26 protein-coding genes are annotated in these 26138 nt (G+C 35.7%); 15 read left to right on the forward strand and 11 right to left on the reverse strand.

All coding sequences use genetic code 11. The features are described 5' to 3' along the window. Window positions 1–161: 161 nt before the first annotated feature. The 4 genes from hemE to hemA all read right to left on the reverse strand — a co-directional run bounded on the left by hemE (window position 162) and on the right by hemA (window position 4141). Window positions 162–1187, reverse strand: coding sequence for a uroporphyrinogen decarboxylase (hemE, locus tag EKL97_RS00815; RefSeq protein WP_126452242.1), 1026 nt, complete (start codon window positions 1185–1187; stop codon window positions 162–164). 22 nt (window positions 1188–1209) lie between these two features. After that, window positions 1210–1893: a uroporphyrinogen-III synthase gene (locus tag EKL97_RS00820; protein WP_126567793.1), complete on the reverse strand. Its 684-nt coding sequence runs from the start codon at window positions 1891–1893 to the stop codon at window positions 1210–1212. Further along, entirely contained in the window at window positions 1893–2813 is a 921-nt protein-coding gene (gene hemC / locus EKL97_RS00825) for a hydroxymethylbilane synthase (RefSeq protein WP_126567795.1), read from the reverse strand. Before hemC ends, EKL97_RS00820 begins: the two co-directional genes overlap by 1 nt. A gap of 71 nt (window positions 2814–2884) precedes the next feature. Next, a complete protein-coding gene (hemA, locus tag EKL97_RS00830; RefSeq protein ID WP_126452248.1) occupies window positions 2885–4141 on the reverse strand; it encodes a glutamyl-tRNA reductase in 1257 nt (418 codons plus the stop codon). Window positions 4142–4369: 228 nt separating this feature from the next. Between hemA and EKL97_RS00835 the strand changes: the two genes are divergently transcribed. From EKL97_RS00835 to EKL97_RS00865, 7 genes are all read left to right on the forward strand, one after another. After that, window positions 4370–5245 carry a helix-turn-helix domain-containing protein gene (locus tag EKL97_RS00835; protein WP_126567797.1) on the forward strand — a complete coding sequence of 292 codons (876 nt, stop codon included), beginning with the start codon at window positions 4370–4372 and terminating at the stop codon, window positions 5243–5245. A 99-nt stretch (window positions 5246–5344) separates the two neighbouring features. Then, window positions 5345–6400 (forward strand): ferrochelatase, encoded by a 1056-nt coding sequence (gene hemH / locus EKL97_RS00840; protein ID WP_126567798.1) that lies wholly within the window; start codon window positions 5345–5347, stop codon window positions 6398–6400. Further along, complete coding sequence (locus EKL97_RS00845) at window positions 6401–7756, forward strand: MATE family efflux transporter (protein WP_126561383.1); 1356 nt, start codon at window positions 6401–6403, stop codon at window positions 7754–7756. After that, a complete protein-coding gene (locus EKL97_RS00850; RefSeq protein ID WP_126561382.1) occupies window positions 7743–8288 on the forward strand; it encodes a CopD family protein in 546 nt (181 codons plus the stop codon). The genes EKL97_RS00845 and EKL97_RS00850 overlap by 14 nt, the downstream gene beginning before the upstream one ends. Before the next feature lie 2 nt (window positions 8289–8290). Then, window positions 8291–9763 (forward strand): PAS domain-containing sensor histidine kinase, encoded by a 1473-nt coding sequence (locus EKL97_RS00855; protein WP_370274107.1) that lies wholly within the window; start codon window positions 8291–8293, stop codon window positions 9761–9763. 10 nt (window positions 9764–9773) lie between these two features. After that, window positions 9774–10556, forward strand: coding sequence for an enoyl-CoA hydratase/isomerase family protein (locus EKL97_RS00860; RefSeq protein WP_126457729.1), 783 nt, complete (start codon window positions 9774–9776; stop codon window positions 10554–10556). 146 nt (window positions 10557–10702) lie between these two features. Continuing rightward, the gene (locus EKL97_RS00865) at window positions 10703–11107 is read left to right on the forward strand and encodes a hypothetical protein (RefSeq protein ID WP_126567800.1); all 405 of its coding nucleotides are present in this window, start codon (window positions 10703–10705) and stop codon (window positions 11105–11107) included. 218 nt (window positions 11108–11325) lie between these two features. Here EKL97_RS00865 and EKL97_RS00870 read toward each other — a convergent pair whose 3' ends face one another. The 3 genes from EKL97_RS00870 to EKL97_RS00880 form a co-directional block, all read right to left on the reverse strand. Then, complete coding sequence (locus tag EKL97_RS00870) at window positions 11326–11979, reverse strand: HD domain-containing protein (RefSeq protein ID WP_126457731.1); 654 nt, start codon at window positions 11977–11979, stop codon at window positions 11326–11328. Window positions 11980–12070: 91 nt separating this feature from the next. Further along, entirely contained in the window at window positions 12071–13060 is a 990-nt protein-coding gene (locus EKL97_RS00875) for an acyl-ACP desaturase (protein ID WP_126457732.1), read from the reverse strand. 10 nt (window positions 13061–13070) lie between these two features. After that, window positions 13071–13805 (reverse strand): lysophospholipid acyltransferase family protein, encoded by a 735-nt coding sequence (locus EKL97_RS00880; RefSeq protein ID WP_126457733.1) that lies wholly within the window; start codon window positions 13803–13805, stop codon window positions 13071–13073. 127 nt (window positions 13806–13932) lie between these two features. Here EKL97_RS00880 and rnpA point away from each other — a divergent pair, with 127 nt between their 5' ends. From rnpA to EKL97_RS00895, 3 genes are all read left to right on the forward strand, one after another. Beyond that, window positions 13933–14367 (forward strand): ribonuclease P protein component, encoded by a 435-nt coding sequence (rnpA, locus tag EKL97_RS00885; protein ID WP_126457734.1) that lies wholly within the window; start codon window positions 13933–13935, stop codon window positions 14365–14367. Window positions 14368–14475: 108 nt separating this feature from the next. Beyond that, window positions 14476–16107, forward strand: coding sequence for a S41 family peptidase (locus EKL97_RS00890; RefSeq protein WP_126567802.1), 1632 nt, complete (start codon window positions 14476–14478; stop codon window positions 16105–16107). After that, window positions 16104–16910 carry an OmpA family protein gene (locus EKL97_RS00895; protein ID WP_126457736.1) on the forward strand — a complete coding sequence of 269 codons (807 nt, stop codon included), beginning with the start codon at window positions 16104–16106 and terminating at the stop codon, window positions 16908–16910. The genes EKL97_RS00890 and EKL97_RS00895 overlap by 4 nt, the downstream gene beginning before the upstream one ends. On the opposite strand, the gene EKL97_RS00900 is transcribed toward EKL97_RS00895, so the two are convergent. The 4 genes from EKL97_RS00900 to EKL97_RS00915 form a co-directional block, all read right to left on the reverse strand. Further along, window positions 16899–17354 carry a GNAT family N-acetyltransferase gene (locus tag EKL97_RS00900; RefSeq protein ID WP_126457737.1) on the reverse strand — a complete coding sequence of 152 codons (456 nt, stop codon included), beginning with the start codon at window positions 17352–17354 and terminating at the stop codon, window positions 16899–16901. The two genes, EKL97_RS00895 and EKL97_RS00900, sit on opposite strands and share 12 nt — an antisense overlap. A 47-nt stretch (window positions 17355–17401) precedes the next feature. Next, window positions 17402–18382 (reverse strand): DUF4837 family protein, encoded by a 981-nt coding sequence (locus tag EKL97_RS00905; protein WP_126561378.1) that lies wholly within the window; start codon window positions 18380–18382, stop codon window positions 17402–17404. Between the two features lie 48 nt (window positions 18383–18430). Continuing rightward, window positions 18431–20263 (reverse strand): LysM peptidoglycan-binding domain-containing protein, encoded by a 1833-nt coding sequence (locus tag EKL97_RS00910; protein ID WP_126567803.1) that lies wholly within the window; start codon window positions 20261–20263, stop codon window positions 18431–18433. 298 nt (window positions 20264–20561) lie between these two features. Next, complete coding sequence (locus tag EKL97_RS00915; protein WP_126561377.1) at window positions 20562–21749, reverse strand: phosphoglycerate kinase; 1188 nt, start codon at window positions 21747–21749, stop codon at window positions 20562–20564. 282 nt (window positions 21750–22031) lie between these two features. Between EKL97_RS00915 and EKL97_RS00920 the strand changes: the two genes are divergently transcribed. From EKL97_RS00920 to EKL97_RS00940, 5 genes are all read left to right on the forward strand, one after another. Next, window positions 22032–23180, forward strand: coding sequence for an ATP-binding protein (locus EKL97_RS00920; RefSeq protein WP_126561376.1), 1149 nt, complete (start codon window positions 22032–22034; stop codon window positions 23178–23180). 4 nt (window positions 23181–23184) lie between these two features. Further along, on the forward strand, window positions 23185–23568 hold the full coding sequence (locus EKL97_RS00925) for a DoxX family membrane protein (RefSeq protein WP_126457742.1): 384 nt from the start codon (window positions 23185–23187) through the stop codon (window positions 23566–23568). A gap of 45 nt (window positions 23569–23613) precedes the next feature. Beyond that, window positions 23614–24123, forward strand: coding sequence for an acyl-CoA thioesterase (locus EKL97_RS00930; protein ID WP_126452284.1), 510 nt, complete (start codon window positions 23614–23616; stop codon window positions 24121–24123). A 202-nt stretch (window positions 24124–24325) separates the two neighbouring features. Next, a complete protein-coding gene (gene recA / locus EKL97_RS00935; protein WP_126452335.1) occupies window positions 24326–25333 on the forward strand; it encodes a recombinase RecA in 1008 nt (335 codons plus the stop codon). A gap of 143 nt (window positions 25334–25476) precedes the next feature. Beyond that, on the forward strand, window positions 25477–25893 hold the full coding sequence (locus EKL97_RS00940; protein WP_126457743.1) for a membrane lipoprotein lipid attachment site-containing protein: 417 nt from the start codon (window positions 25477–25479) through the stop codon (window positions 25891–25893). The last annotated feature ends 245 nt before the right edge of the window (window positions 25894–26138 follow it).

The following is a 26138-nucleotide window of genomic DNA, read 5'->3' on the forward strand; positions in this document are numbered from 1 at the left end:
TTTAGTTTTTTTAAACCACTAAATAATAATGCTTTAAAAAAAAAGTGACTAAAAAGCGACTAAAAGTATCTAAATTAATTCCCAATAATACCCAGGTGTACACTTTATCTTCCAAAAAACCTTGTAGTAAAGACTGCAAACTGAACACTAATTACTGTATACTATTTCCCGTACTCCTTCACCGCATCAATAAACGCTTTTGCGTGATCCACAGGAATATTTGGTAAAATTCCGTGACCTAAATTCACGATGTATTTGTCTTTTCCGAATTCGTCAATCATTTCATGTACCATTTTCTTGATAACCGGAATTGGAGATAACAATCTGGAAGGATCAAAATTTCCTTGTAATGTGATGTTTCCGCCAGACAAGTATCTTGCATTTCTTGGAGAACACGTCCAATCTACACCAAGTGCCGAAGCCCTACTTTTTCCCATTTCATTCAATGCAAACCAACATCCTTTTCCGAAAACAATAACTGGTGCATCATCAGCCAAAGCTTCAATGATTTGATTGATATATTTCCAAGAGAATTCTTGATAATCAACTGGAGATAACATTCCGCCCCAAGAGTCAAAAATTTGAACAGCATCCACTCCTGATTTCACTTTTTCTTTCAAATATAAGATCGTGGTATCAGTGATTTTTTGCAATAAAACATGAGCAGCTTCTGGATGTTCGAAACAAAATCCTTTGGCCATATCAAAGCTTTTAGAACCTTTCCCTTCCACCGCGTAACACATAATTGTCCAAGGTGAACCTGCAAAACCAATTAATGGCACCTCATCATTCAACATTTCTTTGGTCAATTTAATAGCATCAAAAACGTACCCTAATGTTTCATGTACATCTGGAACAATTACTTTCTCCACATCTTGAATCGTACGAATTGGATTTGGTAAAAACGGCCCGAAATTTTCTTTCATCAACACTTCAATTCCCATGGCTTGAGGAATTACCAAGATATCCGAAAACAAAATGGCAGCATCTGGAGCAATTCTGCGAATCGGCATCATCGTTATTTCGGCTGCTAATTCCGGAGTCTGACAACGGGTAAAAAAGTCATATTTATCACGCAATGCGATAAATTCCGGCAAAAACCGTCCGGCTTGACGCATCATCCAAACTGGCGGACGTTGTACTGTTTCTCCTTTTAGTGCTCTTAAAAATAGGTCGTTTTTGATCATGTATTTAAATTTTAGCGGATTGCTAGATGCTTTCCGGTGTATAATATTCAATAACTTCCAAAATCACGGCTTCGATAGTTGGTGTTTCGGGAATTACTATGTTTTTAATTTTCTTTGTTTCTAATGCTGCTGCTGTAGTAGTGCCTACGCAAAAACAAACTTCATTCTTGATTTTATTATTTGTCAAATAACTTTCAACGGCAGATGGGCTAAAAAACAGAATTCCGTCAAAATTTTCTTGGTCTGATATTTTAAAAGGCGCTAGTGTTGTTTGATACACTTCGATTTCATTAAAAATTATTTCGGCACTTTTTAATGCTTCAGGCAACGTTTCTTTACGCAAATTTCCGCTCAAAAAAGTATAGCTTTCTTTATTGTAAATTAAAGTGATTATTTCGGCTAATTCAGAGGCATAATCCAAATACACATCAACTGTAAAGCCATGCAATTCCAGTAATTCTTTGGTTTTAATACCTACACAAAAAACAGGTTTAGTCTTTAAAACTTCCCAACCGTTTTGTTCTATCAAACTTAAAACAGCATTTTGGCTGCTAAAAATTAAGTTGTTGTTGATGGTACTGAGTTCGAAAAGGTTGTTTTTTATTTCGATGAAATCTTGTTCCAAAAGATCAAAATTAGCATCAATAAATACTTGCCTTTGTTCTGCCGATAATGTTTTGGTGGATAAAATGCTTGTTTGGCTCATTATTTCTTCAAATTAATTTTAATTGCTGTCATCAATTCTGCTCCGCCATTTTCTAAAATTTCTTTGGCACAATAAAAGCCTAATTTCTTCCATTCCTGCATCGGAACGGTTTTTTCTATTTCGATTTTTTGTTTCCCATCAATTGAAAACAAAACGCCTTTGAATACTATTTCCTCTTCTGTAAATACTGCCAAAGCGCCAATTGGTGCCGTACAACCGCCTTCGAGTGTTTTCAGAAACTGTCTTTCAATGTGTGTACATACCTCGGCATCAATATCATTTAACTCAGAAACGGCCTCTCTGCAAAATTCATCTTTTGCCATCGCAACAATCACCATTGCGCCTTGAGCTGGCGCCGGAATCATCCAATCCAAGTCGATATAATTAGAAGGTTTCAAGTTGATTCTTTCCAAACCTGCTGCCGCAAAAACGGCTCCGTTCCAATCGCTTTCCTGCAATTTCTGCATTCTCGTATTGACGTTTCCACGTAAATCAACTACTTTATGGTTGGGGTATTTATTGAGCCATTGTGCCTGACGACGCAAACTGCCTGTGGCAATTGTTCCTGCTCCATTACGAAAATCAAGGGTTCCTTTGTACACTAGGATATCTAACGTATTGGCTCTTTCCAAAACTGCCGCCTGTACAATTCCTATTGGCAAAGCCGTAGGAACATCTTTCATGGAATGCACTGCAATATCAACCTGACCGTTGATCATGGCAATATCAAGTGTTTTAGTAAAAATGCCTGTGATTCCTAATTCGTAAAGTGGTTTGTCAAGGATAATATCTCCTTGCGATTTTACCGCTATAATTTCGGTTTTATAGCCTAAATCATTTAGTTTTTTTTCGACGGTATGGGCTTGCCAGAGTGCGAGTTCACTGTCTCGGGTTCCTATGCGTATTGTTTTGTTTGCCATTTTTATTTTTTCAAACCAAGAGGAATTAAAGGTTTATTTTAATGAAATTTAATTCCTTAATGGTGTAAATTTTATTTTGTAGTCGCTCCTATTTTGAAAACTTTCTCAATCCAATCGATGCTTTCATCCACCATCGTATCATCATCTTTCAAATGGTTGGCAAAATGTGTAGTTATTTTTTGGATAATTCTGTTGCTGATAATCTCTGCTTGTTCTTCGTTGAAATTTGAAATTTTCTTGCTTTGAAAATCCAATTCGGATGTTTTTATCGCATTCAATTTTGCTTTCAAAGCATTGATAGTAGGGGCAAATTTTCTGCCTTTGGTCCACGTAGTAAATTCTTCTTTGATTTCTTCAATGATGGCTTCAGCAGCGGGAATGTGTTTTTTTCTATTTTCTAAAGTTTCATCTGTTAATTGTGACAAATAATCCATGTGAATCAGCGTAACACCTTCTAATTCCTCGACATTTTCATTTACATTTTTAGGAATTGATAGATCCAAAATCAATATTGGTTTTTTCAAATTCAGAATCGCTTTGTCAATAGTAGGATTCTGTGCGCCGGTAGCTACCACAACAACATCTGCTTTTTGTAGTTCCAAATGCAGTTCCGAATAATCTTTCACAATTAGATTCAGTTTTCCGGCTAGTTTCTCTGCTTTTTCTTTGGTTCTATTGATAAGTGTAATGTGTTCGTTTTTAGTATGTTTTACTAAATTTTCACACGTATTTCTACCAATTTTTCCAGTACCAAACAATAGAATATTTTTGTTCCCAATGTCTTGCACATTGTTAATAATATAACGAACCGCAGCAAAAGAAACCGAAGTAGCTCCAGAACTAATTTCGGTATCGGTTTTTATTTTTTTACTGGCTTGAATCACCGCATTCACCAATCGTTCCATAAAAGCATTGGCTAAGCCCAATGATTTTGATTGTGAAAATGAGTTTCTTATTTGGGCAATAATTTCAAAATCACCCAGAATTTGACTGTCTAAACCCGTTCCTACACGAAACATGTGACTGACGGCTTCTTGATTTTTATAGACAAAACCCACTTTTTGAAAAGCTTCAACTGAGCCTTGACTGTTCTCGCAGATTAATTTGATCAATTGAAACGGATGTTCCGCATAACCGTAAATCTCTGTACGGTTGCAGGTAGAAGTAACTATTAAACTCTCTATTCCTTCATTCTTAGCTTGTTCCAATACCCGCGTTTTTGCTGCGGCATCTAAACTAAACTTTCCTCTAATCTCAGCATCTGCTTTTTTATAGCTTAATCCTACGGAGTAAAAATAATGATGCTTTGATGTGTTATTGTTTTCCATATTTGCACTTTTCCTAAAAGTGAAGCAAAATTATCACTATAGTATTTATAAAAGTAACGCTAGAAGTTCTTTTTGTATCGCTCAGTGATTTTTTAATTCTAAATGGTCAGAATACTGCAAAAAAGGCTACTTTTGTAATGAATTCAAGTTGTTTGAATTGCTTTATTTAAAGTGGTTCTAAATAAAATAACTTGATAAATATCATTTTCATTAAAAAAAAATATCGCTATGGGTTCTCAGGAAATTATAAAAATTGAGGATGATTTCACGCTCATTCGCTTTCAGAATGACAGCAACGATTCTTTTAATGCGCAACGGGAAGTGGGCAGCGGTTTGATTCAGTTTCATTTTGGAATCAAAGGAAAAGCGAAATTCATTTTCAACCAAGGCAATTATGCTTTGGAACTGAAAGAGGAAAAATCATTATTGCTGTACAACCCACAAAAAGAACTGCCTTTAAATCTGGAGTTAGCACCTAATTCTTGGGTAATCTCTGTGATTATTTCTATCAAAAAATTCCATGCTTTATTTTCGACCGAAGCCGATTATATTACTTTTTTAAGCGCAGATAATAAGGACAAAAAATATTATAACGACGGCAATATCAGTCCCTCGATGGCGATTGTTTTATCGCAATTGTTTCATTATAACTTGCATCCTTCCATAAAAAACTTGTATTACAAAGGCAAGGGATACGAATTACTGAGTTTGTATTTCAATAGAACTGAAGATCCAAACGCAGAACAATGTCCATTTCTAATTGATGAGGACAATGTCATGAAAATTAAAAAAGCCAAAGAAATCATCATAGCCAATATGGCTGAGCCACCCGGATTACAAGAATTGGCGGATGAAATAGGATTGAATCTAAAGAAACTAAAAATGGGTTTCAAACAAATTTATGGCGATACCGTTTATGGTTTTCTGTTTGACTACAAAATGGATTTTGCTCGAAAATTACTCGATAGCGGCTCCTATAATGTAAACGAAGTAGGATTGAAAATTGGCTACAGTACCGGAAGCCATTTCATAGCGGCATTTAAGAAAAAATTTGCCACTACGCCAAAAAAATACTTGATGTCGATCAATCCAAATATGTCCTAAACAATTGATTTCATATATTAAACAATAAATAAAAAATAGTTAATCGCAATTTATAAAAAAGTAAGTTTATTTACTTTTGTACCAACAAAAAAAGATAACATGAAAGGTGTATTATTAGTTAATTTAGGTTCTCCGGAAAGTCCAACTCCAAAGGATGTAAAACCGTATTTAGATGAATTTTTAATGGACAAATACGTAATTGACGTTCCGTTTTTGTTGCGAGCATTATTAGTTCGTGGTATAATTTTGCAAACAAGACCTAAAAAATCTGCTGCCGCTTACGCCAAAATATGGTGGGACGAAGGTTCCCCGCTTGTGGTTATCTCCAAAAGAATGCACGCGAAAGTAAAAAAACTGGTTGATATTCCGGTTTCCTTAGCGATGCGTTATGGAAATCCTTCGCTTTTGTCAGGTTTACAAGAACTGCACGACAAAGGCGTAAATGAAGTACTGCTTTTTCCATTGTACCCGCAACATGCAATGGCATCTACCACCACAATAATAGAACTGGCCGAAGAGTACCGTAAAAAGTATTTTCCGGGTATGAAATTCACGATAGTTCCTGCGTTTTACAACAAACCAGATTATCTCAAAAACTTGGCTGATTCCATTAAAGGTCATCTAGAAGGTTTTGACTATGATCATTTATTATTCTCCTACCATGGAATTCCGGAGCGTCATATTCGCAAAACGGATATCACAAAATCACATTGTAAAATTGACGGTTCATGCTGCAACACCCCGTCGCCGGCACATGAGTTTTGTTACCGCCATCAATGTTATGAAACGACCAAACAAGTTGTAAAATTGCTGGGAATTCCAGAAGGAAAATACAGCCAGACTTTTCAATCGCGCTTAGCCGGAGACAAATGGTTGACACCATATACAGACGTTGAAGTAAACAAAATGCCCGAGAAAGGAATCAAAAACCTGGCTGTTGTAACGCCTGCTTTTGTATCGGATTGCTTGGAAACTTTGGAAGAAATTGCCATGGAAGCCAATCATGAATTTAAGGCTCACGGAGGAGAAAATTTTAAAGCAATTCCTTGTTTAAATGATGGTGACGACTGGTGTAAAACCGTAAGTAATTGGATTTCAAGCTGGTCCAATGCTTCATCATCACTTAAACTTGACTCCGAAAAAATTAACGCTTAAATGACTGTTACCGCCGATGAACTAGGAACACAAGACATTAAAAAACTCTTGATAAAACAGGCAGTTCCGTCTTCTATTGGGATTTTATTCATGTCGGTTAATATCTTGATTGATACCATATTTGTTGGACAATGGATTGGTTCTTTGGCCATTGCTGCGGTAACCGTAGTTCTGCCCATCACCTTTTTGATTTCTTCTCTGGGAATGGCGATTGGTGTGGGCGGAGGATCTGTACTTTCCAGAGCATTGGGAGCCAGTCACAAGGAAAAAGCACTTCAAACATTTGGCAACCAAATCATGATGACTTTTTTATTGGCTTCTGTTTTTGTGGTATTTGGTCTTTTTTTTAGTGACGAAATGCTAATGCTTTTTGGCGCGAAAGGAGCCATAATGGAACCCGCAAAAGAATTTTTTATCCCCATAATTATAAGCGTTCCGTTTTTGGCACTTTGCATGATGGGAAACAACGTGATTCGCGCCGAAGGCAAGGCCAAGTTTGCGATGGTCTCCATGATTATTCCTGCATTTGTCAATATTGCATTGGATATTATTTTTATCAAATACTTAGATTTAGGTATGTTTGGCGCTGCTTTGGCTACTGCCATATCCTATTTTACCTGTTTCTTGTTTGTACTTTGGTTTTTTGTTTTCAAAAGTGAACTTCAACTGAAAATGAAGCATTTTAAATTTAAAATGCCCATTGTCAAAGAAATCACTGAGTTGAGTTTTGTGACTTTTTCAAGACAAGGAGTTGTGAGCATTTTAGCCATCATCCTGAATCATACTTTATATACGTATGGCGGCGAACATTCTGTTGCTATTTATGGAATTATCAGTCGAATGCTGATGTTTTCCTTGTTTCCTATCCTGGGAATTACGCAAGGATTTCTGCCAATTGCCGGTTTCAATTACGGTGCAGGAAATTATGAAAGAGTGAAAGAAAGTGTGCAACTATCCATAAAATATGCCGCATTTCTCGCCTCGCTTATTTTTGTGGTTATTCTAATCTTTGCAAAGCCTATCGTTGCTATTTTTACTACAGATCCACTTGTAATCGACCAAACTCCGGAAGCGTTGCGCTGGGTATTTGCAGCTTCGCCAATTATTGCTGTTCAGCTCATTGGTGCGGCTTATTTTCAAGCTGCAGGAAAGGCAAAAAAAGCACTGCTTTTGACGTTAAGTAAACAAGGATTTTTCCTGATTCCGTTAGTGCTCATTCTACCAAATTTTTTAGGTATTTTTGGAGTGTGGTTTGCATTCCCAATTGCAGATATCTTATCAACAATACTAACTGGCTATTTTCTAAAAAAAGAAATGAATACAAAACTGATTCAAACTAACGATGGAATACTATAATTACCTTAAATCTCTGCACCTCATCTTTGTAATTACATGGTTTGCAGGATTGTTTTATATTGTACGCTTGTTCGTGTACCAAATTGAAGCGGCAGATAAACCCTCGCCAGAGAAAGAAATTCTGCAAAAACAATACAAAATAATGACCTATCGCTTGTGGTATATTATCACTTGGCCTTCGGCTGTTTTAGCGAGTATATTTGCCTTTTCATTACTTTATCTGAATCCAAGTTTAATTCAGTTAGATTATATGCAAGTAAAATTTGGCTTTGTTTTTGCACTTTATTTATACCATGGAAAATGCCAACAAATTTACAATCATTTGCAAAATGATGAAATAAAATACAGTTCAAACTTTATGCGGTTGTGGAATGAAGGTGCGACCATAATTTTATTTGCAGTCGTTTTTTTAATCATTGTCAAAGATGCAGTGAACTGGATTTATGGTGTAATTGGAATCTTTTTGTTTTCCATTTTAATTATGTTGGGTTTTAAATTTTACAAACGGATTCGACAAAGAAATCAATCTTAATTATGTTCAAAAGCTTCAAAATAGCAATGCTCTCGTTACGAATCAGAATCTTCCTTTCGATGATTGTGTTGATATTAATAGCGTCTGTTTTATTAGCTTCTATATCCATCATTCAATTTAAAAACGAAGCCAAAGAATACCACCAAGAACGCTTAGAACGCAATGAGAATTCTGTAAAAGAGCACATCAATTATGTACTCTCTACCACTACATATCCTTTAAATTCTGCCAATTTAAGTTTGATTTTTAAAGATAAAATCCATGAATTAGCCCACATTCATAATGCGGAAATAAACATCTATGGTCTGGACGGAAAATTACTAAAGTCTTCTAAAGAGTCTTTTTCTGTGGATATAGTGGCGCCTCCTATTCCAAAATACATTTTAAAACTAGTTCGTTCTTCTATCGAAAAAAGATACGTTGATATTAAAACTATAGATGGCAAAAAGAACCGTTCCGCTTTCAGCCAAATCAAAGATCATAAATTCAAACCACTGGGGATATTGAACTTACCTTATGTAGAAGATGATGGATATTATGAAAACGAATTAAAAAGTTTCCTAATTCGTCTGGGACAGGTGTATGCTTTTATGCTTATTATTGCTTTTGCTGTCGCTTATTTCCTTTCCTCTTACATTACAAAATCATTAAAAACAATATCAGATAAGTTAAGTGGAACGAGTTTAAATCAAAAAAATGAAAAAATTGTTCTGGAAGCAAACAGTAAGGAAATCAACTTATTGATCAATGCCTACAACGGAATGGTGGACAAACTGGAGAAAAGCGCCATTAAACTGGCCCAAAGCGAACGAGAAGAAGCGTGGCGCGAAATGGCCAAACAGGTCGCCCATGAAATCAAAAATCCGCTTACGCCAATGCGATTAACAGTACAGAGTTTTCAACGAAAATTTGATCCAAACGATGCCAATGTAAAACAAAAAATGAACGATTACTCCGAAACTTTAATTCAACAAATTGACACCATGAGTGCCGTTGCCTCTGCGTTTTCAAATTTTGCATCAATGCCGGCACAGCAAAACGAAACCTTGAATGTTGTTGCCGTAGTAGAACTTGCGATGGACATTTTCAATGAAGACTACATTGAATTTCAAAGCGATTCTCCTGAAATTATTTCGAAAATTGACCGTACCCAACTGATCCGGATTATCACGAACCTGGCTAAAAATGCTATTCAGTCTATTCCGGAACAACAAGAAAAAAAATCAGTAGTTCTCCGTATCCATAAAGCAGCAAACAACGTATTAATTACTGTTACCGATAATGGAATTGGAATTCAACTCAAAGATATTGACCGTATATTCGAACCAAAATTTACCACTAAAAGCAGCGGAATGGGTCTTGGTCTTGGAATTATAAAAAACATTATCGAAAATTATAAAGGAACGATTACCTTTGAAACTGAATATGGAAAAGGAACTACTTTTACGGTTTCGCTTCCAATAATTAACACCTAAAAATACAATTATGAACTACGAAAATCTTTTAATTGCAACCGAAAATAACATTGCAACGATTACCATTAATCGTGCTACAAAACTAAATGCGTTGAATGTTGCCACGATTTCTGATTTGAATAAAGCTTTCAAAACATTAGGGAAAAATGATGAAATTCGTGTTATTATTTTAACGGGAAGCGGTGAAAAAGCTTTTGTGGCGGGAGCGGATATCTCTGAATTTGCTGCTTTTTCAGTTGAAGAAGGAACGCAATTGGCCGCTGAAGGACAAGAAAAATTATTTGATTTCATAGAAAATTTAAAAAAACCCGTAATCGCAGCCGTTAATGGTTTTGCATTGGGCGGCGGATTAGAATTAGCCATGGCGTGTCATTTCAGAGTAGCTTCAGAAAATGCAAAAATGGGATTACCTGAAGTTTCGCTGGGTGTAATTCCGGGTTACGGAGGAACGCAACGTTTGCCACAATTGATAGGAAAAGGACGCGCAATGGAAATGATTATGACCGCAGGAATGGTAACAGCGCAAGATGCTTACAGAACGGGACTGGTAAATCACGTAGTCCCTGAAGCTGAACTTTTAGATTACTGTGTGAGTGTAGCCCATAAAATAATCAAGAACTCTCCTTATGCTATCGGCAAAGCCATAAAAGCGGTCAATGCTAATTTTAAAGAAGGAAAAAATGGCTATGAAACCGAAATAAAAGCTTTTGGAAAATGTTTTGGAACCGAAGATTTTAAAGAAGGAACAGCTGCATTTTTAGAGAAAAGAAAAGCAGTGTTTACGGGGAAATAATAACAAAAGAGAACCACGTTGGTTCTCTTTTTAGTTTATAAATGATGTTCCTTTAAAATAATCTTTGCTCAAAAAACAGATTATCTGCTTGACAAGACTTAATTTTGCAATCCTCTTTCGGAATATAACCATCTAAAATTAAACCAATGTCCTTCCAACCTGTATTTGCACTTTTCTGGGAAAATGTAAAAGAAAGCATCCAAAATGGCACTTACGCCAAACTAACACTTGCCAAAACCATTGGTGACACCGAACTGAAAAACATCTACGTTCGTCCCGTTTTATCAGAAAGTAATGTATTCAGCCTTTCCGTTACGGCGCGTTATAAAACCGAAGAAATAGAAAGTTCCCATACGCTCGACGAAGCTTTTATGGTATTAGCGCCTTTTATGAACAATCCATTTTTAACTGCTTTACTGTTTACAACGGAGAACGACATCACTTTTAAACTCAATAAAAAAAGAGTAGGAACTATTATTAAGCAAGCGCCCACTTTTAAAAATGCTTCGGATGTGATTTTGGAAATGAAAGCAAAAGGGATTTCGATTTAAGATTTTTGATTAATCCCGATAACTATCGGGACTGATTTTTGATTTAAAAAACCAGCAATCCAAAAAATATCTGAAATTTAAAAATAGTGGTTAGGGACCAGAATTTAGTAATCAGTTCATGGCTTGGGTGTAAGGCAAGACTGAAATCGATCTTTTTTAATTAAAGTTGCAGTATTTGGACGTCAACAAACTGAATACTAAAACTGAACACTGTTTACTTACTTCTCCCCTTCCCATTCCGCATAAAACTGCGCTAGAAATCCTTCCATATACTGGTGTCTTTCTTGTGCAATTTGTTTTCCCGCCTCGGTATTCATCTTATCTTTCAAAAGCAATAATTTTTCGTAAAAATGATTGAGCGTTGGAGAATCGTTCTTCTTGTATTCTTCCTTGGTCATGTTGAAATTTGGAGCAATTTTAGGGTCGTAGATCGCTCTGTTTTTAAATCCGCCATAATTGAATGTTCTGGCAATTCCAATGGCGCCAATCGCATCTAATCGGTCCGCATCCTGAACCACATCTAGTTCTATGGAGGAGAATTTCTTTTCGAAATTACCGCCTTTGTATGAGATGTTTTCAATGATCTTGACCACATGTACAATGGTATCTGCGTCAACATTTTCTGATTCTAAAAATGATCTCGCTAGTTTTGGCCCTACAGTTTCGTCACCGTCATGAAACTTACTATCGGCAATATCATGCAGCAAAGCACCCAATTGAACCACCGTGGGATCACAAGCTTCTTTTCTAGCAATCAAAACGGAATTTTTAAACACTCTTTCAATATGAAACCAATCGTGTCCGCCTTCGGCATTTTTTAGTTTTTCCTTTACAAAAAGAATCGTTTTTCGAATTAAATCTGCATTTATCATTCTTTATATACTTTTAAAAAAAAAGTTGAATTTCAAAGTTCTGTAACTTCAAAATTCAACTTTTTTATTCTTTATTTTTGCATTCAAAAAGCTATCGTACTAAAGCGGGTTCTACCCATTTGAAAATATGGGATTCTTTCGGAATGACCAATCGCTCAGAAATTCGTGCCATTCTTCCGGGTAATTTCATCAAATAATCCCGGGCTTTTTCTGCTTCATCAGTTAAGCCTGTAATTTTATCAATTTCCCATTTGTCAATTAATTTTTGCATAATGTCTACATAATCCGCTGCAGTGTACACCCCGATTCGTTGTGCCGAATCCGAAAACTGTTCGAAAGCAGTACTTATTTTTTCACCGGATTCTCTTAAGAAATGTGCTGGCATAACGATTTTTGCTTTCATCATATATTGAAACGCAAGCATCATTTCGCTAGGATCCACCTGAAAAATACGAGTTACAAACTCACTGTAAGCATGATGGTGGCGCATCTCATCACCCGCAATCATTTTGCACATTTTAGACAATTTGTTATCCCCATATTTCTTAGCCATTTGCGCTACTCGGTTATGGGAAACATAGGTTGCCAACTCTTGAAAACTAGTATAAACAAAGTTTTTATAAGGGTCTCTTCCGGTTCCTATGTCAAAACCATCGTTGATGAGGTGTTGGGTAGTCATTTCTACTTCACGCATATTCACGCGACCTGATAAATACAGATATTTGTTGAGCATGTCGCCATGACGATTTTCCTCTCCAGTCCATTGTCGGATCCATTTGGACCAACCGTTTCGCTCTACATTATCTATTCCGTCTACGTCCATTAACCAAGATTCGTAGGTCGGTAAGGCTTCTTCAGTAATCGTGTCACCTACTAAAGTTACCCAAAAATCATAGGGTAATTCTTTTGCAATTTCACGCAATTCTTTGACCTCATCAAAAAAAGTATCACTTTGAGAATTAGGCAAAAAATCCGTTGGTTGCCATATTTTTTCTACTGGTATCAGATACTGATCGACAAAGCTATCTACGTTTTTTTCCAAAAACTGCATTACTTCTAATCGAATGTTTTTTATTGACATTATATATAAATTAAATTTTTATTCCTTGAACAACTGCTTTTTCTGTTTTTTCGATCAAATCAGAAAAATTATAATCTTTAACCGCTAATGGCTTATGAACTACAAAGGTAAGGCGATTTCCTAAACCTAAAGGGAAAAACCCATATTTAACAATTATCCAAGAATTGTTTATGCTTATCGGAACTACATAAGCTGAAGGCGCGTATTTGCATAAAATTTTGAATCCGCTTTGCGCAAATTCCTTTGGCTTCCCAGTCTTGCTTCGTGTTCCTTCCGGAAAAATAACTGCGCAACGATTGTGTTTTTCAATATATTCAGACAAATTTTTGATCGCAGGAATTGCTTGCTTGGGATCTCTACGATCAATAAGAGCAGAACCACCATGTCGTAAATTAAACGACACACTGGGAATCCCACTTCCCAATTCTTTTTTACTGACAAATTTACAATGAAATCGGCGAAAAAACCAAATCATAGCAATAATATCGTACATACTTTGATGATTGGACACGAAAATTAACGGAACATTTTTTGGGATGCTTTCCACATTTTCAAACCGGTACGATGTTCCTAACAGTCTTGTGCACAAAATCAGAAAAAAATTTAAATAATCGACACTTATTTTATGGGCTTGATACCCAAAAACGTGAAAGCAAACCCATTGAATTGGGTGAAAAATAACCAAGGTAAGACCAAAACATAAATAATAGATTACGGATATGGGATACGAAATTAGTTTTTCCATGCTTTAAAAATTTGCCGTAAAAGTAAGAAATATATTTTTAGCCCGATTTTAAATCCCAAACAATATATGGACTCAACCTTTAATCGTAACTTTGCCAGTCAAAATCCATGTCCTTTTTTCTATTAAAATGAATTTTACTTACTCAAAAAACGAAAAACTAAAAAGCAAGACCACTATTGGATTATTGTTTACCGAAGGGAAATCAGTATCAAAATATCCGTTGCGATTGGTGTATAAAGCCAGCTCTTTTGGCGATCCAGAATCCCGAAACTTCGGGACGGGAGAAAAAATAAAAATGGGAGTTTCGGTTTCCAAAAAGAATTTCAAGAAAGCCGTAGACCGCAATTATTTCAAACGCGTCCTGCGCGAAACCTACCGGCTGAACAAACACCTTTTGATTGACCATCTGGACCAACCCTATTCCTTTATGTTTTTTTATCAAACTAAAGACAGATTGACGTACGCCGAAATTAATACCAAAACCATTCAATTGTTTGAGAAATTTGTTGCTCAAAACATTAAAAAACCAGTATCCGAAAGCGATTCTATTTCTGAAATATAAACAATTCACCTATCCCAATTAAACAAAATCACCTTTAGATTCAGTCCTGCATCATTATTTCGTGATTTATTGTTATTTTAGTGGTCTCAAATTTAGTTAATTAAACCTATGAGCTTCCTCAAAAAAAAATTCTTAATTCCCCTTGTCGCTTCGGTATTTCTGTTTATTGGAACCAGCTTCAAAGATGATTTTTTTGAAATCGCCAAGCAAATCGAGATATTCACGACCCTTTTCAAGGAATTAAACCGAAATTATGTCGATGAAACGAATCCTGGAGAATTAATGGACAAGGCCATCAAAGGAATGCTGATTAATTTAGACCCATACACCGTATATTTCAACGAGCAGGATGTAGTGCGATTCAAGATAAACAACACTGGAGAATATACCGGAATAGGCGCTTTACTGACTCGAAAAGAAGATAAATTGATCGTTAAAGAGCCCTATAAAAATTTTCCCGCCGACAAAGCTGGCCTTAAAGCCGGTGACGAAATTATTCAAGTGGGCGATATCCTTTTGTCTGATTTTAAAGACGAGGCCTCTCAGCTTTTCAAAGGTACCAAAAACACCAAAATAGACCTCAAATACATCCGACAAGGAAAAGTACAAAGTACCCAGATTATCCTGGACGAAGTCGAAATCAAATCGGTGCCCTTTTTTGCAAAAATAGACGACAAGACCGGCTATATCGTATTATCGCATTTTAATAAAAAAGCGTCCTTGGAAACCAAAGAAGCCTTAGAACAACTCAAAAAAGAAGGTGCCGAACGCATTATACTGGATGTCCGAGACAATCCGGGCGGACTCTTGAATGAAGCCGTGAATATTTGTAATTTATTTGTTCCAAAAAACGAAATTATTGTTACTACAAAATCAAAAATAGAGCAACACAACAGCACATATAAAACAACCAAAGACCCTGTAGATACTGACATTCCTTTGATAATACTTGTTAACGGTCACAGCGCTTCAGCATCCGAAATCGTGGCTGGCGCACTTCAAGATTTAGATCGTGCTGTAGTGGTGGGTAGCCGCAGTTTTGGGAAAGGACTCGTGCAAAGACCGGTAGATTTAACGTATGGTACACAACTAAAAGTAACCATTTCCCGTTATTACACGCCATCCGGAAGATGCATTCAAGCTTTAGATTATTCACGAAAAAACAAAAACGGAATGGTTCTAAAAACAGAGGAGAAAAACTATAATGCCTTTAAAACCAGAAAAGGCAGAACCGTTTATGACGGCGGAGGAATTCAGCCGGATGTAGAACTGGAAGAAACTAAATTAAGTCCGATAGCAAATGCTTTGCTTCACAACGACGGGATTTTTAACTATGCCACGACGTATTATTATAAAAATCCAAATTTAGGAAATCGCATTCCTGTTATTTCTGATGTGGAGTATTTAGAGTTCAAACAGTTCCTAAAAACACAAAAATTCTCCTTTGACACGGAAACGGAATTGGCCTTGAAAAACACTTTGGCTATGGCCAAAAAAGAAAAACTAGAGGAATCTATTCTGGTAGAATATCAACAATTAAGTGTTGCGCTTCAAAAAAGCGAAAATGCCTTATTGGACAAAAACCAAAAAGAAATCAAAAACCTGATGGTCGATGAAATCATTAAACGCTATCAATATCAGGAAGGGCTGTATCAGTATTACATCAAAAATAATTCTGAAATCAAACGGGCCATTACTATTTTGAATTCCAATATGGAGTATCAGTCTATCTTAAAATGAAAAAATCGTTCTCCATAGTGCTATTACTTTTTTCGAGCTACGTATCAGCTCAGTGGCAACCTATAGAAACGGTTTATTTTGAATTTGACAAATTCACACTTTATAACGACCAAATACAAACGATAGTCGATTTTATAAAAAACACAGATACCTCAAAAGTAGAATCGATACAAATTTATGGGTATTGTGATGACCGGGGTGCTAACGATTATAATTATGAATTATCAAAAAACAGAGTAATTACGGTACAAAATATACTTATCCAAAATGGTTTCAGTAAAAACAAAATTGTCATTATTGAAGGCAAAGGCCGCGTGATTCTGAAAAAAGATATGATAGAAAACCTATCCGAAACCCGTTCTAAAAACAGGCGAGTCGACTTGTTTCTTGTCAAGAAAAACAGTTTTGGAAACGGCATTTACAATTCGTTTCAGAAGAAGCATAAAGTAGGCGACCGTATTTATCTGGAAAATATCCTTTTTCCACTTGGCAGCAGCACATTAACGGAGAAATCTAAGAAAGAATTAGACAAGATTGTGGTTCTTTTGCAGCAACAAAAAACGTTGGAATTCGAAATCAGAGGCCACGTTTGTTGCACGCCCAGTTATTACCTGGATGCCATAGATAAGGGAACCCGAGAACGCAAGCTTTCCTTGAACCGTGCAAAAAACGTCTATAAATACTTGATAAATAAAGGCGTAAACAGCCTTAGGATGCATTATATAGGAAACGGAAACAAATTTCCCTTAGGTCAAGGAGAAGCATTAGACCGCAGAGTTGAGTTTCTGATTCTAAAAATTTAGTTCCCCACTTTTCATCTCAATATGCGGAATATCGTCTTCGAGATACATTTCACTGGTTTGCACAAAACCATGACTCTCATAGAATTTCTTTAGGTACAATTGCGCTCCAATAGTGATGTGGCTTTCGCCAAAATGATGCGCTATTCCTGCAATAGATTCCCGCATTAAGTCATGACCCCATTTTCTGTCGCGGTAATTTGAATCAACTGTTACTCGGCCAATTGAGGCATTGTCAAAACTGATTCCTGGTTTGAAAAGTCTGGAATGCGCTACAATTTTACCTTCAAATTCCCCAATAAGATGCAGAGCTAGTTTGTCCTTTCCATCTAGATCGAGATATACACAGTTTTGCTCCACCACGAAAATCTCGCTTCTCAATCTCAGCAGATCGTATAACTCATCCACAGAAAGTTCCTTAAACGACTTTATACTCCATTTTAACATTTTATTTTTTTTAGTTTTTATTAGACTGCAAATAAAAGAAAATAAAACTATTTTTTCAAAACCTCAACTGATTTTATGATGGCTTCTAACTCATGCATTAAGTCTCTTTTTTCTTTGGAGGGCGCATAACAAAAGCCTTCCAAAACTAAAATCCTGTTGTGCTCTGTATCCAGAATAGCATAATTAATAAAAGGGCCTGACATAAAATCGTTTTTCAATTCCCAAGTTCCTTTTGTTTCATACGTTTCCTTTCCGTCCAGACTGATCTTAAAAAAATAAGGCGAATAGCTTTCTCCGGTAATCATTGCAGTATTATTCTCTTTTCCGCTGATGTAAAGATTGCCAATAGAATCCCTCATTTTAATAATATTCGTGATCAGATCTGTATCCTTTTTAGTGATGACATTTATAGGAACTTGATAAATCAACAAACTCGTGTTGCCGCTTATAATTTCATTTTTTAACCATATAAAAAGCGGTTTATGAAGGACGTATTGATATGAAGAAGGAATATTAATCGAAATTTGAAATTTATTCTTGATGATTTTTGGATTAAGAATAGACTGTTTTATAATGCGTTGGTTTTCGGAAATTTCAGTTTCCTTAATAATTTCAATTATTTTTGGCGAATTTTTCGCTATTATTTCTAGAATATCTACACTTGTTTTTCCGGAAATATGAAACACATTTTGGGGTGATGCGTATTGATTTTTTTTAATTTCAAATTTATTTTGCTCTTCTTTTTTGACTACGATAATCGTACGGCTGTCCGTCATAAATCCTTCTAAAATTTTAGTAGGATATTGATTTATCGTAAAAAGAGGTTCCTCCTCAGGCAATCCTATAACGGCGGAGGCAAATTTATTTCGAATACTGTCGCCAATCTCACCATTCCACAACTGGTCGTCTATGATAACTGAAATAGTATTAATTTTTCCTGTTGTAGCACGCGGTTGGGGATCCTTTTTTTGGTTGCAAGAACCCAGCAAAATGGCAGTAAGAAGCAATAAAAGAAGGGCTTTATTCATTGTATTTCAATTATAAAATAAAACCCAAATTTAGATAAGATTATTCTATTATCCGTTAATTTTAAGTTTCATTCCTGGTTTGAGTACTTCCCCGCGAATACCGTTCCATTTTTTCAGGTCAGAAATGGTTACGCCTGGATATTTTTTTGATATACTATACAACGAATCCCCTTTTTTTACATAGTAATCAACGGTTTCTTTCTGGGATAATCCGGAACCATTTATTTTTTTATTAAAGTAACTTATCGTTGCTTTATTTGTATTTATTACAGGTTCCTCTTTGGCGACAATCAAAGAACTCCCTAAAATAATTGTCTGCCCGGAAATTTTATTCCATTGTTTCAGAGTAGACGGAGAGGTGCCAAATTTCTTAGCAATGCGCTCTAAATTATCTCCTTTTTGAACTATATAATACGCCTTGCTTTCAGTAGATGCTACAGCTGCGTTTGCCTCTAATGAGGCGGCAACTTGCTTCTCAGAAAGGGCTTGTATTGGATCTGAATTCTTTATTACTTCATTAGAAACAACCGCTTCGTTGCTACTAATTTTTAGGTTTTTACCATACGCGATAACATTGCTGCTTAGCGCATTCCATTGTCTTAAATCAGCAATGCTAACATTGTATTTACTGGCAATAGCTCCCAGATTATCTCCTTTTTTTACCTTGTAATACTGGGTTGTCTGGGATTGCGCTATTCTTTGATTGCCAGTATCTTCACGTTCTTTTTTGGGTGTTGTTTTTGTGGCAAAATAGGGCTTCTCTCGTTTGCTGGATTCGTATTCTGTATAGGCATAAATCGGATCTTCATTAGAGGCAAAAACAGCAATTTTTTCTTGTGGCAATCTCAAATAATGATTTTGATCATGATAAAAAGGAATTATATCAAGCTTGTAGGAGGGATTTAAAACCTGCAATTGAACTACTGGAACATCAAGTAAATCTGATATTTGCTTGAATGTAATTTGCTTCTTGATCAGGATAGTATCCGTAGTAAAATGCTTTATGGTAGCCCGCTGGGGCACGATTCCGTGTTCCTTATGGTATTCATAAAGATACATGGTTGCTAAGAAAGCAGGTACATATCCTTGGGTTTCTCTGGGAAGATTTTTCCTGATATTCCAATAATTTTGCTGACCACCGGAACGTCTGATAGCTTTGGAAACATTTCCCGGACCAGAGTTATAAGAGGCCAAAACCAAATCCCAATCTCCAAATATTTTGTACATATTGGTCATATATTGCGCTGCTGCCTCGGTAGCTTTTAAGGGATCGCTGCGTTCATCCACATACGAATCAATTTTCAACCCATATTGTTTTCCGGTTTGATACATAAATTGCCACAGTCCAGTTGCTCCCATTTTTGAAACTGCTTTTGGATTTAAAGCAGATTCCACAACGGCTAAATATTTTATCTCCAAGGGAATATTTTGTTTGGCCAAAGCCTCCTCAAACATGGGAAAATAATATTCCGAAGTGGCCATTAATCGTTCAAAAGATTTTTTTCGGTATTTTAAAAATGATTTAATAATGTTTTCCAGACCTTGATTGTACGCAATATTAAACGGCGATTTTGCATTCATTGCCGCCAATCTTTCTTTCAGCAGTGCTGTTGGTAACTCATAATCTACTTTTTCATCTATATTTATATTTTCGATGTCTTCTGTAAGATCATTATATAAATCTAAGTTGGTCATTTCATTCATCCATAAACTGTCTACACAAGATGCCAGATCATATTCAACAAAGGAATTCTTAATGGAATCTAAATAGGATAATTTTGCATCAATTTTTTCAAATGCTTTGTTTTCAGTTGCTTTCTGCGAAAATAAATGAATTGATAACAACAGAAAAAACGATAATGTGGTATTTTTTATAGTCATATTTAAAAGATCAAAGACCTATAATCCAAATGATTAGAAGTCTTATTTTTACAAACTTAAGAGGTTAAAACTAAAATTTTCTTTAAATATTGTTAAAAATATAATTTTTCAGTCCTTGGCACTGAATTTCTAATCGTTTGTGGGTAAAATTACTTTAAAGATCCAATTGTGAAACTTAAAAAAAACCTCAGCGATACATAAGGTATCGCTAAGGTTTTTATACATGTGATAAAACAGCTGTTTGATTTGAATGCTATTTAGATATCAAACGGCTTTTATTTTAATTTTACTGCATTTATTAGTCTAAAATAGCTGCAATTCCGGGTAACACTCTGCCTTCGAGCATTTCCAGCATTGCTCCTCCGCCTGTAGAAACATAACTCACTTTATCTTCCAGCCCAAATTGTTTTACAGCTGCCACTGAATCCCCTCCACCTACAAGAGAGAATGCTCCGTTTGCAGTAGATTCTGCAATAAAGTTGCCCAATGTAATTGTTCCGTTAGCAAAATTTTCCATTTCAAAAACACCCAATGGACCGTTCCAAAGAATCGTTTTAGAATCCATGATTACTTTTTTGAAGTTTTCCAATGATTTTGGTCCAGCATCCAATCCTTGCCACCCGTCAGGAATTGCTTTGACATCCACAATCTGGGTTTGAGCATCATTTGAAAAAGCATTTGCCGCTACAACATCAACCGGAATATGGATTTGAACTCCTTTTTCTTTGGCTAATCTCAAGATTTCCAAAGCCAATTCTTGTTTGTCATCTTCACAAATTGAATCTCCAATTTTACCGCCTAATGCTTTCACAAAAGTAAAAGTCATTCCGCCACCAATAATCATGTGGTCTACTTTATCCAGAATATTCTCGATTACGGTAATTTTAGAAGATACTTTTGATCCACCAAGGACTGCTGTTACTGGTTTTTCGCTGTTTTTTAAAACTTTGTTCAAGCTTTCTATTTCTTTGGCCAATAATAATCCAAAACATTTTTCGCTTGGAAAAAACTGCGCAATAATTGTAGTCGATGCGTGCGCTCTATGCGCTGTACCAAAAGCGTCGTTTACAAAAATATCACCAAGTGACGCCAGTTCTTTTGCAAAAGCAACATCACCCGCTTCTTCTTCGCTGTGAAAACGTAAATTTTCTAACAATAAAACTTCTCCAGCCTGCAATTTTTCAGCTGCAGCTTTCGCCTCTGAACCAATACAGTTTGAAGCGAACTGAACCGAAACTCCAAGAATTTCAGCAGTTGTTTTCAAAATGTGTTTCAAAGAGTATTTTTCTTCCACTCCTTTTGGCCGACCTAAATGCGACATCAAAATCACGCTTCCGCCTTGCGCAAGAATCGCGTCAATAGTAGGTTTTGCAGCTTCAATACGCGTGGCATCCGTTACATTGAACTTTTCGTCCAAAGGCACATTAAAATCAACCCGAATTATGGCTTTTTTATTTGCAAAATTGAAATCACTTATGGTTTTCATCAGTCTGTTTTTTAGTTTATTTTTTTTGAAAGAGTAACAAATATAGAACTTTTAAATTATTAATAAATTAGAGAAAATCATATAAAATCAATTTTTAGCAACGAAATCGATGTAAATTAATAAATAATGCTTTTATTTATCAATTTGTCTAGATATTATTTTAGATAAAGGCCTGTTAAATTTTAAAAATAAAACATAAATTGACACTTCTATAAACTAGCTTCTGCTGAAACTTTGCCTGCTAAAATTTTAGACTACACCATTTTCTGCTATCTTTGCTTCATGCAATTTTCAGAAATTTTAGGACAAGAACACATCAAAAGTCATTTGACAAAAAGTGCTGATTTGGGCAGAATTCCCCACGCACAACTGTTCGTAGGTCCGGAAGGCAGTGGCACTTTACCCATGGCGATTGCGTATGCACAATACATCATTTGCAGCAATCAAAACGGAGAGAATTCCGGTTCAAATGAAGCGTGCAACCTGAAATTTCAGAAAACTTCCCATCCTGATTTGCATTTTATTTACCCGACTGTCAGTACTGAAGAAGTAAAAACAAAACCCAAAAGCATTGATTTCATAACGGAATGGCGACAGTTTATAGAACAAAATCCGTACGGAAGTTTGTTTGATTGGTACCAAATGCTAGGTGTTAAAAACAAGCAAGGAGAAATTAGGGTCGATGATGCGCAGGAAATCTTGAAATCGCTGGCTTTAAAATCTTATGAAGGCGGATACAAAATAATGATTATTTGGATGGCTGATAAATTGAATATCGCTGCTTCTAATAAATTACTGAAATTATTGGAAGAACCTACAGACAGAACGGTTTTTATCCTGATTTCAGAAAATGAAGAAGATATTATTCAAACGATTCGTTCCCGTTGCCAAGTACTACATTTTAATGGTTTGAGTGAAACTGTCATTGCGGAGGCCTTGGTTTCAAAAGAAAATACGGATTCTAAAATAGCTTTAAAAATAGCGCATCAGGCACAAGGAAATTTCAATAAAGCATTGCAATTAATACAACCGGACAGCGAATCAGTTTTTTTTGAAAAATGGTTTGTCGATTGGGTTCGTGCGGCTTTTAGAGCAAAAGGAAACGCCGCTGCCATTCAGGATTTGATCCAGTGGAGCGAGCAAATTGCTGGTTTGGGAAGAGAAACCCAAAAAAAGTTTTTACATTTTTGTATTGATATGTTTCGTCAGGCCTTGTTGCTCAATTACCAAACGCCAAGTTTAGTCTACATGGAACCACAAGTGGAAAAATTCAAACTGGAGAATTTTGCACCTTTTGTAAATGGCAACAACATAAATGATATTTTTAAAGAACTTTCAGAGGCAATGTATCACATTGAACGCAACGGAAACGCTAAAATTATTTTAACCGATTTATCAATAAAACTTACTCGTTTAATTCACAAAAAATAAAAAAATGAACAATATTACTTCTATTTTAATTTTAATTTTCCTGGCCATCACTTTCCTACAGTCCGGATACGACAAATTGTTTTATTGGAAAGATAATGTCGAATGGTTAAAAGGTCATTTCGCTAAAACACCATTAAAAAACCATGTACCTTTAGCACTACTAAATATCTTGATTTTAGAATTAATTTCCGGTATTTTATGTGTGGTGGGTTGCATCGAATTATTCGTAAACAACGGAAGAATTTTTGGTTTTTACGGAGCCGTTTTCTCTTGTATCACGTTGTTGATGTTGCTTTTCGGACAGCGATTGGCCAAAGATTATGATGGAGCCAGAACAATTGTTATTTATTTTATCCCTGCAATATTGGCCGTTTATTGGTTAAACTAGACTTTACAACTTATTATTTTGAACAACTCCTTTTTAAATAAAAAAATGACACCAAAACACCCTTCAGAATCCCTGACGATATTAACTGATTTGGTTTTACCAAGCGAGACCAATCCTTTGAACAATCTTTTTGGTGGCGAATTATTAGCCCGTATGGATCGCGCAGCAAGTATAGCGGCACGCAGACATTCCCGAAGAATTGTAGTTACAGCATCCGTAAATCACGTTGCATTCAACAGAGCCATTCCGTTGGGAAGTGTCGTTACTGTTGAAGCTAAAGTTTCCAGAGCTTTCAAAAGTTCAATGGAAATATTCATTGACATTTGGGTTGAAGACAGAGAATCCGGTAATAAAACCAAAGCCAATGAAGCGATCTATACTTTTGTAGCAGTAGACGATACGGGAAGACCCGTTGAAGTACCCCAAATTGTTCCGGAAACCGAAATAGAAAAACAACGTTTTGAAGCTGCATTGCGACGCAAACAGCTGAGTTTAGTTTTAGCCGGAAAAATGAACCCCCATGATGCAACCGAATTAAAAGCATTGTTCGTGTAAGAAGCAAAATACAACTGACTATTTTTAATTGATAAATAGATTTAAAATATTCTTGAAAGAGAAAATTTTAAATCAAAAAAGAAGTATTTTTACAAAACATATATTCAATATACAAATGAAATTATGGGATAAGTAATCATCCTGTCAGTTTCTTACAGTTATAAACCAATACAAATAGATGAAAGAAAAGGTAAAAGAGAAGATGAGTTCAGAGAAAGAATCTAAATTAAAAGCGCTACAACTTACGCTTGATAAATTAGACAAAACCTACGGAAAAGGGACAGTAATGAAAATGGGCGACAAAGCCATTGAAGAAGTAGAAACTATTTCTTCCGGGTCTTTAGGAATCGATTTGGCATTAGGAGTTGGAGGCTATCCAAGAGGTAGAATTATTGAAATATACGGTCCGGAATCTTCTGGAAAAACCACATTGACGCTTCATGCTATTGCTGAAGCTCAAAAAGCAGGTGGAATTGCAGCTTTTATTGATGCAGAACATGCTTTCGACAGAAACTATGCGGAGAAATTAGGCGTAGATATTGAAAACTTAATCATATCACAACCTGATAATGGAGAACAAGCGTTAGAAATTGCGGAGAACTTGATTCGTTCCGGAGCAATTGACATTGTTGTCATTGACTCGGTTGCAGCTTTGACTCCAAAAAGTGAAATTGAAGGCGAAATGGGAGATTCTAAAATGGGATTACACGCTCGTTTGATGTCTCAAGCATTGCGTAAATTAACGGGAACCATCAGTAAAACAAATTGTACAGTTTTCTTTATTAATCAATTAAGAGAGAAAATTGGTGTGATGTTTGGAAATCCAGAAACTACAACGGGAGGAAATGCATTGAAGTTTTATGCTTCGATTCGTTTGGATATTCGTCGTTCTACTCAAATTAAAGATGGAGATAACGTCCTTGGGAACAGAACCAAAGTAAAAGTGGTGAAAAACAAAGTCGCTCCGCCATTTAAAATCGCGGAATTTGACATCATGTATGGGGAAGGAATTTCAAAAACAGGAGAGATTCTTGATCTTGCTGTTGAGTTTGAAATCATCAAAAAAGCAGGATCTTGGTTCAGTTACGGTGAAACTAAATTAGGACAAGGTCGGGATGCTGTTAAGTCTTTGATTAAAGACAATCCGGAATTAGCGGATGAATTAGAAGAAAAGATTAAAGCCAGAATAAAAGAATTGGCAGAAGCATAAAAAGTAAAACCCGTCTCGTACCTAAAAAACGAGACGGATTTTTTTATTTTTACACGCAACCTTTTGTTGAAATTTTGATCTTTTGCAAAACAGCTTAGAATTCAATTAAGAAACTGAATTGTATAAATTTAAAAAATTAAGAAATGAAAAAAATTGTGCTTTTTATTCTGTTCATTACAACCTTGACCGGATGTTCCATTGATAATGACAATCAAGATTCTTATAGCTTTGAAGTGCTGCCTATAGATAGCTATACATTACCCGAAAAATTCATATTGGGAAATACCTATGAGATAAAATTAAAATATACAAGACCAACCGAATGTCATTTATTTCAAGGGATTTATTATGACAAAAATTTGAATGTAAGAACCATAGGCATTCAAACGGCAGTGAATACTAGTCAAGTTTGTACGCAACAAATACCTTCACCATCAGAGGTTTCTTTTAATTTTTATGTAACCAATACCGGTTCTTATATTTTTAAATTTTATAAAGGAGAGAATGCTAATGGAGAAAATATCTTTGAAGAAGTAGAAGTTCCTGTCGTTATTAATTAATTCTTGAATAAAATTGTGCGGTTAGACCAATAAATTATTGACTGTAAAAAGCTATTAGGAGCTTACTTGATACATTCGAGTAGTTATCCGGATGCCGAAGAAAATTTACAGATTTGAAGCAAATCCATTTTAGCACTAATGTGAGTACCGGCTTTAAATACCGAATTGTAAAATCATTTCAGATTAATTTTGAACCTATGGTAAAGTATCAAATAAATACTTTTTCAAACAACTCTAGAGACTTT

The organism is Flavobacterium sp. LS1P28 (assembly GCF_003970335.1).
In the GTDB taxonomy this organism is placed as follows: Bacteria; Bacteroidota; Bacteroidia; order Flavobacteriales; family Flavobacteriaceae; genus Flavobacterium.

What these genes read in the sequence shown, in the direction of transcription:
- hemC (WP_126567795.1), bottom strand. Translation starts at nt 2,813, where the DNA reads ATGGCAAACAAAACAATACGCATAGGAACCCGAGACAGTGAACTCGCA.
- rnpA (WP_126457734.1), top strand. Translation starts at nt 13,933, where the DNA reads ATGAATTTTACTTACTCAAAAAACGAAAAACTAAAAAGCAAGACCACT.
- EKL97_RS00875 (WP_126457732.1), bottom strand. Translation starts at nt 13,060, where the DNA reads ATGTCAATAAAAAACATTCGATTAGAAGTAATGCAGTTTTTGGAAAAA.
- recA (WP_126452335.1), top strand. Translation starts at nt 24,326, where the DNA reads ATGAGTTCAGAGAAAGAATCTAAATTAAAAGCGCTACAACTTACGCTT.
- hemA (WP_126452248.1), bottom strand. Translation starts at nt 4,141, where the DNA reads ATGGAAAACAATAACACATCAAAGCATCATTATTTTTACTCCGTAGGA.
- EKL97_RS00910 (WP_126567803.1), bottom strand. Translation starts at nt 20,263, where the DNA reads ATGACTATAAAAAATACCACATTATCGTTTTTTCTGTTGTTATCAATT.
- EKL97_RS00865 (WP_126567800.1), top strand. Translation starts at nt 10,703, where the DNA reads ATGTCCTTCCAACCTGTATTTGCACTTTTCTGGGAAAATGTAAAAGAA.
- EKL97_RS00905 (WP_126561378.1), bottom strand. Translation starts at nt 18,382, where the DNA reads ATGAATAAAGCCCTTCTTTTATTGCTTCTTACTGCCATTTTGCTGGGT.
- EKL97_RS00860 (WP_126457729.1), top strand. Translation starts at nt 9,774, where the DNA reads ATGAACTACGAAAATCTTTTAATTGCAACCGAAAATAACATTGCAACG.
- EKL97_RS00890 (WP_126567802.1), top strand. Translation starts at nt 14,476, where the DNA reads ATGAGCTTCCTCAAAAAAAAATTCTTAATTCCCCTTGTCGCTTCGGTA.
- EKL97_RS00845 (WP_126561383.1), top strand. Translation starts at nt 6,401, where the DNA reads ATGACTGTTACCGCCGATGAACTAGGAACACAAGACATTAAAAAACTC.
- EKL97_RS00895 (WP_126457736.1), top strand. Translation starts at nt 16,104, where the DNA reads ATGAAAAAATCGTTCTCCATAGTGCTATTACTTTTTTCGAGCTACGTA.
- EKL97_RS00855 (WP_370274107.1), top strand. Translation starts at nt 8,291, where the DNA reads ATGTTCAAAAGCTTCAAAATAGCAATGCTCTCGTTACGAATCAGAATC.
- EKL97_RS00870 (WP_126457731.1), bottom strand. Translation starts at nt 11,979, where the DNA reads ATGATAAATGCAGATTTAATTCGAAAAACGATTCTTTTTGTAAAGGAA.
- hemE (WP_126452242.1), bottom strand. Translation starts at nt 1,187, where the DNA reads ATGATCAAAAACGACCTATTTTTAAGAGCACTAAAAGGAGAAACAGTA.
- EKL97_RS00930 (WP_126452284.1), top strand. Translation starts at nt 23,614, where the DNA reads ATGACACCAAAACACCCTTCAGAATCCCTGACGATATTAACTGATTTG.
- hemH (WP_126567798.1), top strand. Translation starts at nt 5,345, where the DNA reads ATGAAAGGTGTATTATTAGTTAATTTAGGTTCTCCGGAAAGTCCAACT.
- EKL97_RS00850 (WP_126561382.1), top strand. Translation starts at nt 7,743, where the DNA reads ATGGAATACTATAATTACCTTAAATCTCTGCACCTCATCTTTGTAATT.
- EKL97_RS00925 (WP_126457742.1), top strand. Translation starts at nt 23,185, where the DNA reads ATGAACAATATTACTTCTATTTTAATTTTAATTTTCCTGGCCATCACT.
- EKL97_RS00835 (WP_126567797.1), top strand. Translation starts at nt 4,370, where the DNA reads ATGGGTTCTCAGGAAATTATAAAAATTGAGGATGATTTCACGCTCATT.
- EKL97_RS00880 (WP_126457733.1), bottom strand. Translation starts at nt 13,805, where the DNA reads ATGGAAAAACTAATTTCGTATCCCATATCCGTAATCTATTATTTATGT.
- EKL97_RS00900 (WP_126457737.1), bottom strand. Translation starts at nt 17,354, where the DNA reads ATGTTAAAATGGAGTATAAAGTCGTTTAAGGAACTTTCTGTGGATGAG.
- EKL97_RS00915 (WP_126561377.1), bottom strand. Translation starts at nt 21,749, where the DNA reads ATGAAAACCATAAGTGATTTCAATTTTGCAAATAAAAAAGCCATAATT.
- EKL97_RS00940 (WP_126457743.1), top strand. Translation starts at nt 25,477, where the DNA reads ATGAAAAAAATTGTGCTTTTTATTCTGTTCATTACAACCTTGACCGGA.
- EKL97_RS00820 (WP_126567793.1), bottom strand. Translation starts at nt 1,893, where the DNA reads ATGAGCCAAACAAGCATTTTATCCACCAAAACATTATCGGCAGAACAA.
- EKL97_RS00920 (WP_126561376.1), top strand. Translation starts at nt 22,032, where the DNA reads ATGCAATTTTCAGAAATTTTAGGACAAGAACACATCAAAAGTCATTTG.